The sequence below is a fragment of the Nocardia sp. NPDC058658 genome (assembly GCF_042716665.1).
GTDB lineage: Bacteria > Actinomycetota > Actinomycetes > Mycobacteriales > Mycobacteriaceae > Nocardia.
The window spans coordinates 175,261-189,440 of record NZ_JBHXRR010000008.1; the positions used below are offsets into that span (position 1 = coordinate 175,261).

The 14,180-nt window shown below is 66.5% G+C and carries 13 protein-coding genes; 4 read left to right on the forward strand and 9 right to left on the reverse strand.

Annotated elements, in window-relative coordinates; translation table 11 throughout:
• Positions 1 to 5: 5 nt before the first annotated feature.
• Both ACFWUP_RS15000 and ACFWUP_RS15005 read left to right on the forward strand, forming a co-directional pair.
• Positions 6 to 1,310, forward strand: coding sequence for a QsdR family transcriptional regulator (locus tag ACFWUP_RS15000; protein ID WP_379234500.1), 1,305 nt, complete (start codon positions 6 to 8; stop codon positions 1,308 to 1,310).
• A gap of 241 nt (positions 1,311 to 1,551) precedes the next feature.
• Positions 1,552 to 3,570, forward strand: a complete 2,019-nt coding sequence (locus ACFWUP_RS15005; RefSeq protein ID WP_379234501.1) for a CocE/NonD family hydrolase — start codon at positions 1,552 to 1,554, stop codon at positions 3,568 to 3,570.
• Positions 3,571 to 3,656: 86 nt separating this feature from the next.
• On the opposite strand, the gene ACFWUP_RS15010 is transcribed toward ACFWUP_RS15005, so the two are convergent.
• The 4 genes from ACFWUP_RS15010 to ACFWUP_RS15025 form a co-directional block, all read right to left on the reverse strand.
• On the reverse strand, positions 3,657 to 5,234 hold the full coding sequence (locus tag ACFWUP_RS15010) for an MFS transporter (protein ID WP_379234596.1): 1,578 nt from the start codon (positions 5,232 to 5,234) through the stop codon (positions 3,657 to 3,659).
• Positions 5,235 to 5,406: 172 nt separating this feature from the next.
• Positions 5,407 to 5,994 carry an ADP-ribosylglycohydrolase family protein gene (locus tag ACFWUP_RS15015; protein ID WP_379234503.1) on the reverse strand — a complete coding sequence of 196 codons (588 nt, stop codon included), beginning with the start codon at positions 5,992 to 5,994 and terminating at the stop codon, positions 5,407 to 5,409.
• 21 nt (positions 5,995 to 6,015) lie between these two features.
• Positions 6,016 to 6,180 (reverse strand): hypothetical protein, encoded by a 165-nt coding sequence (locus tag ACFWUP_RS15020; RefSeq protein ID WP_379234505.1) that lies wholly within the window; start codon positions 6,178 to 6,180, stop codon positions 6,016 to 6,018.
• 164 nt (positions 6,181 to 6,344) lie between these two features.
• Positions 6,345 to 6,518 (reverse strand): CsbD family protein, encoded by a 174-nt coding sequence (locus ACFWUP_RS15025; RefSeq protein ID WP_379234506.1) that lies wholly within the window; start codon positions 6,516 to 6,518, stop codon positions 6,345 to 6,347.
• Positions 6,519 to 6,699: 181 nt separating this feature from the next.
• Between ACFWUP_RS15025 and ACFWUP_RS15030 the strand changes: the two genes are divergently transcribed.
• Positions 6,700 to 7,710: a glutathione S-transferase family protein gene (locus ACFWUP_RS15030; protein ID WP_379234508.1), complete on the forward strand. Its 1,011-nt coding sequence runs from the start codon at positions 6,700 to 6,702 to the stop codon at positions 7,708 to 7,710.
• Positions 7,711 to 7,718: 8 nt separating this feature from the next.
• Here ACFWUP_RS15030 and ACFWUP_RS15035 read toward each other — a convergent pair whose 3' ends face one another.
• The 4 genes from ACFWUP_RS15035 to rph are packed head-to-tail and all read right to left on the reverse strand — an operon-like array spanning position 7,719 to position 12,327.
• The gene (locus ACFWUP_RS15035) at positions 7,719 to 8,075 is read right to left on the reverse strand and encodes a hypothetical protein (RefSeq protein ID WP_379234510.1); all 357 of its coding nucleotides are present in this window, start codon (positions 8,073 to 8,075) and stop codon (positions 7,719 to 7,721) included.
• A 3-nt stretch (positions 8,076 to 8,078) separates the two neighbouring features.
• Positions 8,079 to 8,726, reverse strand: coding sequence for a hypothetical protein (locus ACFWUP_RS15040; RefSeq protein ID WP_379234512.1), 648 nt, complete (start codon positions 8,724 to 8,726; stop codon positions 8,079 to 8,081).
• A gap of 40 nt (positions 8,727 to 8,766) precedes the next feature.
• On the reverse strand, positions 8,767 to 9,687 hold the full coding sequence (locus ACFWUP_RS15045) for a D-alanyl-D-alanine carboxypeptidase family protein (RefSeq protein WP_379234514.1): 921 nt from the start codon (positions 9,685 to 9,687) through the stop codon (positions 8,767 to 8,769).
• A gap of 39 nt (positions 9,688 to 9,726) precedes the next feature.
• The gene (gene rph / locus ACFWUP_RS15050) at positions 9,727 to 12,327 is read right to left on the reverse strand and encodes a rifamycin-inactivating phosphotransferase (RefSeq protein WP_379234516.1); all 2,601 of its coding nucleotides are present in this window, start codon (positions 12,325 to 12,327) and stop codon (positions 9,727 to 9,729) included.
• A 132-nt stretch (positions 12,328 to 12,459) separates the two neighbouring features.
• Between rph and ACFWUP_RS15055 the strand changes: the two genes are divergently transcribed.
• A complete protein-coding gene (locus ACFWUP_RS15055) occupies positions 12,460 to 13,245 on the forward strand; it encodes a class I SAM-dependent methyltransferase (RefSeq protein ID WP_379234518.1) in 786 nt (261 codons plus the stop codon).
• A 14-nt stretch (positions 13,246 to 13,259) separates the two neighbouring features.
• On the opposite strand, the gene ACFWUP_RS15060 is transcribed toward ACFWUP_RS15055, so the two are convergent.
• The gene (locus ACFWUP_RS15060) at positions 13,260 to 14,111 is read right to left on the reverse strand and encodes a YybH family protein (protein WP_379234520.1); all 852 of its coding nucleotides are present in this window, start codon (positions 14,109 to 14,111) and stop codon (positions 13,260 to 13,262) included.
• Between the last annotated feature and the right edge of the window lie 69 nt (positions 14,112 to 14,180).

Sequence of the window (14,180 nt, forward strand, 5' to 3'; positions counted from 1 at the left end):
GCATTATGACCAGGTCCGATTCGGAAACAGCCGACGTCCGGCCGCGCCGGCGTTCCACCGCGGTGCGGCCCTCCGACGACGCGCTGCTCGACGGTGTCCTCGCGGTCTTCGCCGCCGACGGCTTCGACAGCGTCACCATGGATCAATTGGCCACCGCCGCCGAGACTTCCAAGCCGACGCTGTACGCGCATTTCGGATCCAAGGACCAGCTCTTCGACGCGTGTGTGCGCCGCGAGGCCGCGCGGCTGCTGGAGTGGATGCGCGAAAGCTACCGGATCGCACAGGGATTCGATCTCGACCGGCACATCGCGACAACGACGCGCGCGCTGTTCGACTTCGCCGCCACCCACACGGCGGGCTTCCATGTGCTGTTCGGGGCGCCGACGGCGGGCCGATCACACGAAGTGCGGACCGCCACGATCGGATCGGTGGCCGACACCGTCGCCGAACTGATACGGCACGAATACGGCGGCGCCGATCTGCAATGGGGGGCCAGCGCCGATTTCTGCGCGGCGGCGATCACCGATATCGGGGTGCGCGGGGTGCAGCAAGCGCTCGCACAGCACCTCGATTTCACCGCGGCCGCGAACCTGACGATCTCGATCATCGTCGCGGCCATGCGCCACCTCGATCCGGCGGCCGTGCGTGCCGTCGATGCCGGTGCCGCACCGCAGACCCGTGGTGCACTCGTCCGCGAAGGCGCCTCGGACTATGCGTCACTGCCCGGCGACCAGGCGTCTCGTGCGGAACCCCGAAATGACGTCCTCGATGTCGCGAGCCGTGCCTTCCTTCGTGGTGAGCGCATCGAATTGCATGCGGTGGCAACCGAACTCGGCATCAGCCGCACCACCATCTACCGTCGCTTCGGCACCAGGGAAGAGCTGATCGGTCTCACCCTCGCCCGCCGATTCGAGCACGTGATCAGCGCGATCGACCGCCGATGCACCAGCCGCGGCGCACATCGCATCTGCGAAGTGTTCGATCAGGCGTTACGCCAGTTGTCGGCCGACCCCGCACTGCGCACCTACCTCCAGAACGAATCACCGGCCGCCCTTCGTCTGGTCACCCATCCAGAGGGGCCGGTACACCGCGGCAGCGTCACCTTGGTCGAAAAGCTCATCCAACGCGCGCAAGAGCAAGACGGCTACCGGCCCCCGGTCGACCGAACGACCTTGGCCTACGCCCTTGTTCGCCTCGGCGAGAGCTTCCTTTACAGCAACGCGATCGACGATGCCGAAGGCGACATCGACCATCTTCTCCAGGTACAGACGAGCCTGCTCGGCGTTTCCGGCCCCGTCGGCGAATCGTGAGTTTCCCGATCTCCTGACGACGCTAACCGCTCGCTCGTCGCATGGAACGAATGGTATTCAACGTTCCACCCATGGGATTCCGAAACCCTGGCTGCTTTGCGTAATTGAGCCAATATCCGCAATTCAGCATTACTCCATGGTAAAGAGTGCTACACATTGCGACAGCTTCAACGAGGGCCCGAGGAGTGTCGGTATTCGACACCGCGCGGCCACGTTCAAACGAAACAGCAAGGGACGCTAGATGTTGATCAAGCCAAGCGCCGGTCGTGTGGCCGCCGCGCTGACCACACTGTTGCTGGTGACAGGGGTGTCGACCGCCGTGCCGGTTTCCGCCGTACCGGCCGACGACACGACCGCATGGACCGCGACTCACGATGGGCCGCAACCCTTCCCGAACGTGCACACCGACTGGGACGTGCCGATCACGATGAGTGACGGCGTGGTACTGAAGGCCAATGTGTACCGCCCGGCGGATGCCGCCGGAAACGCCGTGGCCGATCAGACGCCCGCGATCGTCAACCTCACGCCGTATACGAAGCTCGCCACCACCGTCGTCGACACCGCGCTCGGCGATCCCGCACTGTCGGGCATGCTGACCGCCGCGACCGCCGGTTTCGACCTGTCCGTCGTCGGCATGAGCGCCTACTCCGACCTGGCGAAGGCGCTGGCCGCCGGCGCGCTGCGCAACTTCGGCGTCGACCGAAAGCTGGTGCAGGCCGGGTACACGCAGGTCGTTGTCGATGTGCGCGGCACCGGGTTCTCGCAAGGAGACTGGCAGGTGTTCGGCGAACGCGAGCAACGCGACGGTGTGGAGGTCGTCGATTGGGCGGCCGCGCAACCGTGGTCCACCGGCACGGTGGGCATGAACGGATTGTCGTATTCAGCGGCCAATCAGCTGCAGACCGCAGAGCGGCACCCGGCGGCGCTGCGGGCCATCTTCCCGGTCGTTCCCGGCGGCGACATGCTGCGCGACATCATCGCCACCGGCGGCGGGTTCGGCGTCGGATTCCTGCCCGCCTGGCTGGCGAGCGTCAACGCGCTCAAGCTGATGCCGGACCTGCAGGCATTCTTCGCGGGCAACCTCGACGGACAATGGCTGCGCGATCGCATGAAAGATCCGTTCACCAATGCCGGTCTCCTGCTCGCGACATTGACCGCTCCGAGCCTGAGCGCCAGTCCGGAGCTCACGCAGATGCTCGACGGTGACAGTCCGATGCGGCGCAGCCTCGAGAACCATCCGGAGCGGGTCACCGTCCCGACCTTCGTCTACGGCGGCTGGCAGGACATCTTCGCCTACTCCGCGACGCGCACCTTCAACGCCATTGATGTGCCCGCGGATCAGAAGAAGCTCATCATGGGCGATACCTACCACCTGACCACCGGCGCCGGGCTCGGCCTGCCCGGCGGCCCACCGCGACTCGATGTTCTCCAGCGCGCCTGGTTCGACAAGTGGCTCAAGGGAATCGACAACGGCATCGACCGCTTCGATCCGGTGACGCTGAAGCAGCAGGGCGGAAGCTGGGTGCGCCGCGATCAGTTCCCGACCCCCGGCATGGATTACCGCCGGATGTATCTGGACGCCACCCCTTCGGGAACGGCGCACAGCGTGCACGACGGCAGCCTGCGCACCGAGCCCGGCGGGGCCGCGCGATTGACCGTCGCTCCTGGTCTGACCGGGCTGTGCTCCCGGCAAGCCGCGGTCGGTACCGCCGGTGAGGCGGGGGTTCTCGACATCTGCGCCAAAGACGCGCGGATCAACGAGACCAACGGGTTGACGTTCACCAGCGCCCCGGTCACAGTGGCGACGGAGATCTCCGGACCGATCAGCGCGCACCTGAACACGGTCCTGGACGCGACCGACGGTTTCTGGTCCGTCACGGTCAACGACGTCGCACCGGACGGCCGATCCACGGTGTGGACCAGCGGGCAACTGCAAGCGTCACTGCGACACGTGGACGAGGACAAGGCGACTCGCTCACCGAACGGTGACTACACCGATCCGTACCCCTCCCTCACCGTGGACACTCGCCAGGAGCTGGTGCCCGGCCAGCCCACCATCGTCGATATCGGTCTGCCCGCCACCGAGGGTGTCCTGCAACCGGGGCACCGGCTGCGGATCGACATCTACGCCTTCGAAGTCCTGCGCGGATTGCCACTGCGTCCGATGCTCGATGCCAGTGGCCTGAAACCGCAACACCTGCAACTGGATCCGAACCAGCCGAGCTGGGTGAACATCCCGGCCGCGGGACACCTGGGCTGAGACGTGGCCTGCCTCCACGGCACGGCTTCGACACCGTCAGCATGTGCCGTCACCGAGGCCGACGGCGACATCGATCTACTGCGGGTTCAGACGACCTTGCTCGGGGTGGCCGGACCGGGCTGATCCGAGGTTCGGTCGCGGTGTCGGCCGTCGAGGGCGGTGAAAGCTGCCGCGACGAGGATCATGATCGCCGAGACCAGCAGTGCCACGTCGAGCCCGTGATGGAACGCCGCCTTGCCCGTGTTGAGGACCTCGGTCACCTTCGACAGGTACTTCAGGTAGGGGCCGATGTCGACGCCTTCGGGGATCTTTCCGAGTTCCACGGCCTGGATGGCGTCGGGTTGCAGGGAGGTCGGCAGGCCGAGTTCGGTCATGCGGGCCTTCAGGTCCGCCGACAGGAACCCGCTCACCAGCGCGCCGAGTACCGCGACACCGAACGCCGAACCGACCTGGCGCATCGTATTGGTCACGGCCGCAGCCATTCCCGAATGCTCCGACGGCACACCCGACATCACCGCCGAGGTCAGCGGCACCACCGCGATCCCGAATCCGAAGCCGGCCAGGGCCATCGCGGCCGCCAGCGACGGATCGTGGAGTTCGCCCGCCAGCATGGAGCGGGTCAGCAGAATGCCGCCCGCACCGACCACACAACCGAAGATCATCGGCATGCGCGCGCCGCGTTTGGCCACCCAATAGCCCGCGACCAGCGAACCGATCACGATCGTGACCGCCATCGGCGCGAAGACGCCCGCCGTGCGCGCCGCCGAATACGACTGCATCACTTGCAGATACAGCGCGGTGAAGAAGAAGATCGAGAAGATGCCGAAGTACACCGCGAAAGCCACCACCAGTGCGCTGCGCACGCCGGGCAGACGCAGGTAGCGGAAGTCGAGCATCGGTGCGCGCGCCCGTGTTTCGACGAAGACGAACGCGACGAGCGCGAGACCGCCGACCGCGAACAGTGCGAGCACCGACGGCGCGGTGTAACCACGATCCTGACCGGCGATCGCGGCATAGATCACCGACCCGAAAGCCAACGCGCCCAGCACAGCTCCGGCCCAGTCGATCGGCTCGGGACGCGGATCCGCGCTCTCGGGAACCGACCACATCGCGGCAACCAGCGCCACGGCCGCGATCACCAGATTGAACCAGAAGATCGACCGCCACCCGTACGCGTGAACCAGCACACCGCCCAGCACCGGCCCCGCCGCCAACGCCAGCCCCGACACCGCCGCCCACACACCGATCGCCTTCGCGCGAGCCCGATCATCGGGGAACACGTGCCGCAACACCGACAACGTCCCCGGTTCCGAGGCCGCCGCTCCGAGACCCATGATCGCGCGCCCGGCAATGAGCATCGCGACACTGCCGGCCAACGCCGAGACCACCGACCCGGCACAGAAGATCACCAGCCCGATGATCATCACCCGCTTGCGCCCGAACCGGTCCCCGAGCGACCCACCCGCCAACATCAGCCCGGCGAACACCACGGTGTAGGCGTTGACCACCCACTGCAACATCGTCACATCGGCACTGAGATCGCGCCGAATATCCCCCAACGCCACACTCACCACCGTGGTGTCGAGAAAGGTCACGAATACGACTACAGCGACTGCGGTCAGAGCAACGCGCGGCCGCGCCACCCCACCCCCCGCTTTACCCATCGGTCTCACGGCCACAGGGTACTGGGTGAATTCCCCACGGTGCGAACCGAACTCCGCGCTCTTCGCGCGTCTCCAGAGGGATCGCATACCACGCAAGACGCAGTACACCGGACGGCCACATGCTCGACACCCATCCGGTGTCGACCGTCGCCGGGGTGAACAGGCGGCGTGGTCACCGCGGCCGTGCCAACCCGTATCCGATGCCGCCTACGCCTCGACCGGTGACTGCCGTGGAGAAGTTCGCGACGAACAACGGCTCCAGACGATGCACGGCTTCGCCGAGCCGTTCGCCGGATCGATCGAGCCGCGAAACGCGACCCGACCTGGATACGATCGACAGGCGCTCAACCTGTTCGATCAATGCCGGACTACTGGACAAATCCATAGCTCGGCACACAGTATGAGCGGCCTGTCCCGCGGCGACCGCTACCGCGACGGCGCCTGTCACTCCTTCGGGGTTCATATGGGTGACTTGTGCCGATCGCACGGCTTCGGCGGCGGCCCGTTGCGGGTCGTCGGCGTAGTACGCCCCCAGTGGGGCGACCCGCATGGCAGCACCGTTGCCGAAGGACCCCTGACCCTCGAATACTGCGCCTGCTGCCTCTTTCCAAGGCTTGCCGTCGCGGATTCGCCGAAGCGTCGTAACCGTTGCATGCCCGTAGTCGCGCTCGGGTGAGAATCGGCGCGCGAAACCTGCGGCGAGTCGATCCTGGTCGATCTTCTGGTGCCGGTGGAGTTCGGCGACCACACTGCAGGCCATCTCGGTGTCATCGGTCCAGTCTCACGGTCCCAGCGGGAGAGTGCCCGACCGAAGGCCCGACAGCGATCGTCCCATGATGAAGAACTGCGCACCCAGCGCATCGCCGACGGACAGCCCGTCGAGCGAATCGAGCATCAGTCCGACACGATCGATGGCGGGGGACGAACGCCACTTCCATCTCGTCACGATGTCGAGAGTCTTTCAGATCGGGTGGAGACCGTCGAATTCTCCTGAGAAGGGGTGGCACAATCCAGCGGGTGACCAAGGGGTGTCCGGTGACGCCAGCGGCCCCGCATCGGATGTCTCCGACGCGGGGCCGCTGGCGATAAGAGCTCCCCAGGTAGGGCGGGTCAGTCGCGGAAGGCGTCCTTGACCTTTTCGCCTGCACCCTTCAGGTTCGCCTTCGTTTGATCGGTGCGACCCTCGTGCTCGAGGTAGCGGTCGTCGGTGGTCTTGCCGGTCGCTTCCTTGGCCTTGCCGACGAGCTCTTCGGCCTTGTGCTTGGCCTTGTCCGCGAGACTCATAGTTTGTTCCTTCCAGACAGATCGCTCGACCACCGTGGTGGTCGTGGGCCGTCCGTGGGACCCATAGTCCGCCTACCCGGGATCCGGCGGGGCAATCAGCGAATCCCGCCGCCGTGGTTCAGGTTTCGACTTGCGGTCGTGGAGGCAGCTCGTCGACCAGGGATTATGCGAGACTGTGACGGTGAACGATGCTGATGCGGGCAGTTATGTCGAGCCGGGCGAATTCCGGCGCGACACCAACTACATCACCACGCGGATCACCGCGGACGGGCGCGACGGCTATCCCGTCGAACCCGGGCGGTATCGGCTCGTCGCGGCAAGGGCCTGTCCGTGGGCGAATCGGACGTTGATCGTGCGCAGGTTGCTCGGGCTGGAACCGGTGCTGACGCTGGGGCTGTGCGGGCCTACCCACGACAAGCTCAGCTGGACCTTCGATCTGGATCCGGGTGAGGTCGATCCGGTACTCGGCATCCACCACCTGCGCGACGCCTACCTGGCTCGGTTCCCGGATTATCCGCGCGGCATCACCGTCCCCGCGATCGTCGACATCGCGACCGGGCAGGTCGTCACCAACGATTACGCGCAGATGACCCTCGACTTCTCCACCGAATGGGCCGAGTTCCACCGGCCGGGCGCACCGCAGCTGTATCCCGAACCGCTGCGCGCGCAGATCGACGAGATCAACCGGGAAGTGTTCCGCGACATCAACAATGGTGTCTACCGGTGCGGATTCGCCGGCGATCAGGACGCCTACGACGCTGCTTACGTCCGGCTCTTCGCCGCGCTGGACCGGGTCACCGAACGGCTGAGCACCCAGCGTTATCTGGTCGGCGACACCATCACCGAGGCGGACGTGCGACTGTTCACCACGCTGGTCCGTTTCGACCCGGTCTATCACGGCCACTTCAAATGCAACCGCACCAAGCTCACGGAAATGCCGGTGCTGTGGGCCTACGCCCGCGACCTGTTCCAGACGCCCGGCTTCGGCGACACCGTCGACTTCGGCCAGATCAAAGAGCACTACTACGCCGTACACCGCGACATCAACCCCACCGGGATCATTCCCGCGGGACCGGACCTGTCGAACTGGCTCACCCCGCATCACCGCGAGGAACTGGGTGGACGCCCCTTCGGTGACGGCACCCCGCCGCCTCCCCCGGTGCCCGCCGAGCTGGTACCCGCGATCGGCTGAGAAGCCTGTCAGGTGTCACGCAGACGCTCGTCGGGTCGGTGTCCGGCACGACCGATCAGGGCGGCGAGCAGGAACAGCACGGTCAAGATCAGTGCGTGCGCGACGAGAAGCGCCAGCATGGGCAGTGCGAAGCCTTCGTCGGTGAGTACGCCGCGATCGCTGACGCAGTAGAGGGTGTAGTTGGTCGAGGTGCCCTCGGAATCGTGGAAGGTGTCCGAGACGACCATGGGTTCGGTCGCCGGGGTCGCGCAGAACAGCGGCGCGGTGAGTTTCGCTTCGCCCGGCCAGATCGCGACGGCGACGATAATCGTGAGAAACGCCGCGGTCACAACGATCGACACCGCTGATGTCAGAACACGTCGCACGCGCTACACCTGCTCGATGCGCAGGAACGTGCCGGCGCGGTCGAATTCGGCGACCATCTCCGAGCGGGGCGACAAGACATTGGCGACGATGCGGATCTCGCGCCCGAACCGGCTCACCACGAGGACGGTTACCTGACCGTCGGGCAGTTCGCTTCGCACGAGGGCCGTGTCGACGATCTCCTCGATCCTCGACAGCCCCGGCACCTCGCTGACGGTGAAATCCTCACCGTCGAGGTCGTCGAACGCGGAGACCCGGACCGGGCGCGGGGCACTCAGCGCGCCGAGGGTGAACGAGTAATCGTCGAGCTGCCGAGAGCGAACCGGCGGGCGAACACGCAGGCGGACCGTGGGCGATCGGGCCGCCAGCACTTCGTCGTCGGCCAGGAACCTGGTGATCTGGGCGGGCTGGTTGTTCAACGTCAGCCGGAACTGGGTCGAATTCGGCGGGGTGAGGACGATGACGTTGACCTCGAGGTCGGTGGCGCCGGTGCGCTGGGTGAGCGCGGCGATGGCTTCCTGCGGGAGCGCGCTCACCAAACCGCCGCCGCGCGTGCGGATCCGATCCTCGAAATCCGCCCGGTCCACCGCGCCCACACAACCGGTGCTGCCCAGCACGACCAGGCAGATCAGGACAAGCAACCCTCGGCGCACATCCCGAATGCTAAGCGCTGGGCCCGGATCGTGCGGGTTGTCAGCCGCCGAGCGGTTGCAGGACGCGCAGGATGGGGTCGTAGGCCCAGTTCAGCATGCGGGCGGCGTCGTCGCGGGCCACGGCGCTGCTGTGGTCGGAGCTGTGCAGCACCACGCCGATGATGGGGATACCCGATCGGACCGTTTCGAACAGCAGGCAGTGGCCTGCGGCGTTCGTGCTGCCGGTTTTGATGCCGATGGTGCCCGGGTACTCGTCGAGCATGCGGTTCGTCGTTTCCCAGTGGTGCTCGCGGTTGGCGGGGCCTGCGGGGACGTGGAAGTGGCGTGAACCGACGATTTCGCGGAACAGCGGCAGGTTCATCGCCCGCACGCCCAGTGCCACGAGGTCGGCCGGGGTGGAATAGGTGGAGTTGTCGGTGGGGTACGGCATGCCTGCCGGATCGCTGAAATGTGTTCCCGCCAGACCCATTACGCGCGCTGTGTCGTTCATTCTCGCGAGGAACCCGCCCTGGCCGGGGCCGAACGACTCGGCGACGGCGTAGGCCGCGTCGCAGCCCGAGGGCAGCAGCAGCGCGTAGAGGAGTTGGCGTGCGGTGAGCACCTCACCGGCCACCAGCCCGGCGGTGCTGCCGTTCTCCCTGGCGCAGTAGGCGCCCGCTTCCTGCGGCACGGTCACCGGTCGTTCGAGGTCACCGGAGACGATCACGACGACCGCTGTCATCACCTTCGCGATACTGGCGATCGGGACCGGGGTGTTCGCCTCCCGCGACCACACCACCGCGCCGGTGAGCCCCTCGGCCAGCGCCGCACCCGACGCCTGCACGCCTTCCGGTCCGGCCGCCGGCCACGGCAGCAGACCGTCAGCACTCCCCGACGGCGCGCCACCGGCGACACCGTGACCTGCAGCGACGATCAGAACTCCGGCAGTGACGGCGTGCACCATCTTGGCGAATGTCCGCATGGCGACATTCTGGCGCACAAATGCCCCGACCTGCGGGATTTAGCCGCCTCCAATCTGCGCGAGGATTTCGACATAACCGTCCGTGCCGTGGACGCGGATGCGTTGCCCGTCGCGGATCAGCTCGGTGGCGTGTTCGACGCCGACCACCGCGGGGAGACCGTATTCGCGGGCGATCACCGCACCGTGGGTCATCAGGCCGCCGACTTCGGTGACCAGGCCCGCGATGCCGACGAACAGCGGGGTCCAGCTCGGATCGGTGTAGGCGGTGACCAGGATGTCGCCGGGATCGAGGGTGGCCTGGGCGATATCGGAGAGCACGCGGGCGCGGCCTTCGATCGTCCCGGCCGAGACCGCCATGCCGGGCAGTGCGCCCGCGGGGAGGTCCTCGCGGCGGTAGGCGCCGGTGATTGCCTCGCCGTCGGAGGTGAGTACGCGCGGTGCGGTGAGCGACTGGTTCGCGCGGAACGCGGCTTTGCGTTCGTCGAGGAGTTCCTGGTCGGCTCGGTGCGTGCGGACGAGGTCGTGCAGTTCGTCGAATCGCAGGTAGTAGATGTCGTCGGGGTCGTGGAGCACGCCTGCCTCCACCAGCCGTTGCGCCTCGCGCAGGAGAGCCTGCTTGTAGACGAAGTACCGGCTGACCATGCCGTACTTCGGGTACTCCCGATAGCCGGCGAAGGTGCGGACACGTTCGATCATTCGCGCGGTTTCGGCGGCCTTCTTCTCTCCGTCCGGGAGGGTGCGCAGGCGTTGCAGGACTTCGCGTTTGCGCTGTTCGGCGGCGCGCAGGCCGTCGTCGAAACGTCGCTTGCCCGCGCCGGGCTCGAAGTTCTCGATATTGCCGAGGATTGTCGGCACGAGTGTGCGGGGACTTTCGGCCCACCGTGGGCGGGTGATGTCGATTTCGCCCGCACATCGCATGCCGTATTCGTCGAGGAATGCCTCGATCGCGGCGCGTACCTCGCCGCCGCCCTGGTAGTCGGTCAGCCCGTCGAGGAAGTCGTCGTTCTCGATCTGCTCGAGGTAGGTCACCACCTCGGGATGCGGGCGGATCACGTCGGCGACATCCAGCAGCGCCAGGCCCATTTCGGCGGTGACGTTGCCGGGAATCGACTGGCTGAGCACGTCGGCGGCGTTCTTCTCCCCCAGCCATTCGAGCAGTTGGGTGTTGAGCCATTCCGTGGCGTCCATCGAGGCCGTGATCATCTGTAAACCCGGCGGTGCGAACAGGACTCGCCGCAATTCGCCTTGGATGTCGGACCGGATGAAGTCGAGCAGCGCCGGTCCGGACAGGTCGGCGATGTCGCGCTTCAGTGCCGCGAGGGAGGCCTCGCTCTGTGCGATCCGCTCGGTGACGATGCCGGGATCGGTCTCGATCGGCGGCGGTGCGTCGCGCATGGGTGCGGCGGAATTCTCTTCTGGCACTTGGCGAATGAAATCCTTGCGGTCGAGCACGGTGTGCAGTGCGTCGCCCATCAGCGGATCGGACTTGCCGAGGCCCGCGGCCAGGGCGGCGGCTTTCGCGGGCGAGGACATCATCGCGGTGACGTCGACGAACAGTCGACCGCCCGCGTCGCGCATGGGCGCATTGCTCGTCAACTGCCACACCGACAGGCCGAGCGGCTTCATCGCATCGGTCATCATCTGCTGATGACCGACTGACACGTAGACGTGGTTCTCGCCGTCGTCGGCGTGCGGTATCGGGAACAGGGTGGTGATCGGCCTGCTCTGCACGATGCGGAACTGCTCACCCTCACAACACCATTCGATATCCTGCGGGCTGCCGAAGTGTGCTTCGATGCGGCGGCCGAGTCGGGCGAGCCGCAACACCTCGACGTCGGTGAGCACCGGCTCGTTCTGTCGCTCCGATGCGATCTCGCGCACCTGCGTTCCACCCGTCGCCACCGGCTCGACGGTGAGCTTCTTCGTGGCGATCGTCTCGGTGATGATGCGGTCGTCGCGGACCTGATAGAGGTCGGCGTTCACGAGGCCCGACACCAGTGCCTCGCCGAGCCCGTAACCGGCGTCGATGGTCACGACGGTCCGGTCGGAGGTGACGGGGTCGACCGTCATGAGAACACCGGCGGCGCGCGCGAACACCATCCGCTGCACGACAACACCCATCTGAATGTTCTTCTGGTCGAACCCGTTTCGCAGCCGATAGGTCACGGCCCGCTCGGTGAACAACGAAGCCCAGCATCGCCTGACATGCTCGAGGATCGCCTCCGGCCCCACAACATTCAGGTACGTGTCCTGCTGACCGGCGAACGACGCGGTCGGCAGATCCTCGGCCGTCGCACTCGACCGCACCGCATACGCGCCGTCGGCACCGAGCCCGGCATGCGCGGCGAGAATCGCGGCCGCGATGTCATCCGGAACGACAAGCTCCTCGACCGCGCATCGAAGCTCCGCGCTCAGCACCGCAATCGCGTCCCGGTCCCCTGGCTCCAGCTCCGACAACTCGTCGAGCCGATCATCGAGTGCACCGGACACCGTGCGCGCGAACGCCTCCGTCGTCACACAGAACCCCGCGGGCACCTCCACCCCACCGATTCGCGACAACTCACCGAGGTTCGCCCCCTTACCCCCAACGATCGCCCCCTGCGTCGCATCGACCGCACCGAACCCGAGCACATAAGCCATCCCGCTACTCCTCACCTGGTGGTTTCGGTCTTTCGCGAGCGATTATGAACCAAGATTCAGCGTCTCATGAGCGCCTGAAATCGTGTATACAGTAGAAGGGGGAAGCAACGACGAGTCGACCGGAGGACCGCGTTGACCGAGTCGGTTTTCGACGAAAAGCTGGCTACCTTCCGTCAGTGGCAAGCCAGCCCGTGGGGCAAGCTCCGATACACCACCGCGGCCGCCAACCTGACACCTCATCTCCCCGGCACCGGCCTACGGATACTCGATGTCGCAGGCGGCAACGGCCTCGACGCCATCGAACTCGCCGCACGCGGCCACCACGTCACCGTCGCCGACATCTCCGCACCCGCACTGGCCCAGGCGCGCACCCTGGCGGAGCACCAGGGACTCGGCGACCTGATCGACACGCGGGTGATCGATGCCGACAGCCTCGGTAATGCCTTCCGGCACAATGGGTTCGACGCGGTGCTCTGCCACAACCTGCTGCAGTACGTACCCGACGCGGGCACGCTGATCGAGTCGCTGGCGTCAGTGGTGGCGCCGACCGGTGTCGTGTCGGTGATCGCCCCGAATGCCGACGCCGATCCCCTGCTCACCGCCGTGCGAAACCTGGACCTCACCGAGGCATTACGGCAGCTGGACAGCCCGACCAGACACACCGTCACCTACGACACCGAAACCCGCGCCTGCTACGCCGACCAGGTCACGACCGACCTCACGGTGGCCGGCCTGCGACTCGTGGCGCACTGCGGAATCCGCAACGTCTGTGACCTGATCGTCGACGACGAGCGCAAGCACGACCCCCGGTTCTTCGCCGAGCTGGAGCGATTGGAACTCGCGATGGCCACCCGCGCGCCCTACATCTACACCGCGCGCTTCTTCCAACTCATCGCGACCCCTGGTGTGCTGGGCTGAGGAGCCTCGCTTTTCTACTGCTGCAGTAGCTCTCCGTCGGGGACGAGATCGGTGACCGCCATGCCTGTCGCTGAGTCGTAGGGGTACGACACGTGCTGGTGGACGAGGACCCAGCGGCCGCCGCGGCGGCGGAAGACCCGGGTGCCGCGTGACCAGGAGCGGTCGAGGTGGCCGTTCGCGTCTTCGGCGGTCATGAAGTTCAGGCCCCACACCACGGCGAGATCGCCACGGACCTGCACGTGCATTTCGGGGACATCCCAGGTGACTCGGCCGGGTGCGGACTCGAGTCCGCGGCGGCAGACCTCGCGCACGTTGTCGACACCGGTGTAGCGCAGCGGCGCATCGTGTTCATAGGATTCGACGTCGTCGGCGATTTCGACCATCAGGCTGTCGAGGTCTTTCTGCGCTGTCGCGGCGAACCACCGTTGGTGCAGCGCGCGGATTTCCTCGACGTCGGCGGTCGGGTCGGCGGTTGTGTCGGGGAAGGAATGGTGTTCGTGGGCGATCACCCACCGGTCGCTTTCCTTGCGGAGGCCGAGGGTGAGGCGTAGGCGCGTATCCGGTTCGGCGGCAAGCTCTTCCGGGGATCCGCAGCGGAGCAGGGCGTGCGCGAAGGCGACGTCGGCGCCTGCTGTCACCTCCAGCTCGACGATGTCGAAAGCCGCGCCGCCTGCGAGCCAGGTGAAGAACGGTGGCCACGTCCGACGGTAGGCGTCGATGCCGCGGACGCCGTTCTGTGGTGGCGGGACGTCGAACATGACGATGTCGGACTTATGGTCGGCGACCACGGTGTCGAGGTCGCCCGCGCGGACGGCGGCGGCCCACTCGTGGATCAGGGTGCGGATCTGGGTTTCGTCGTGCGACATGACGGCCTCCATTCGGTGTGCCGAGGTCTCGGCAGGTGGGAACGTCCCACTACCGATATGACCCCGCAC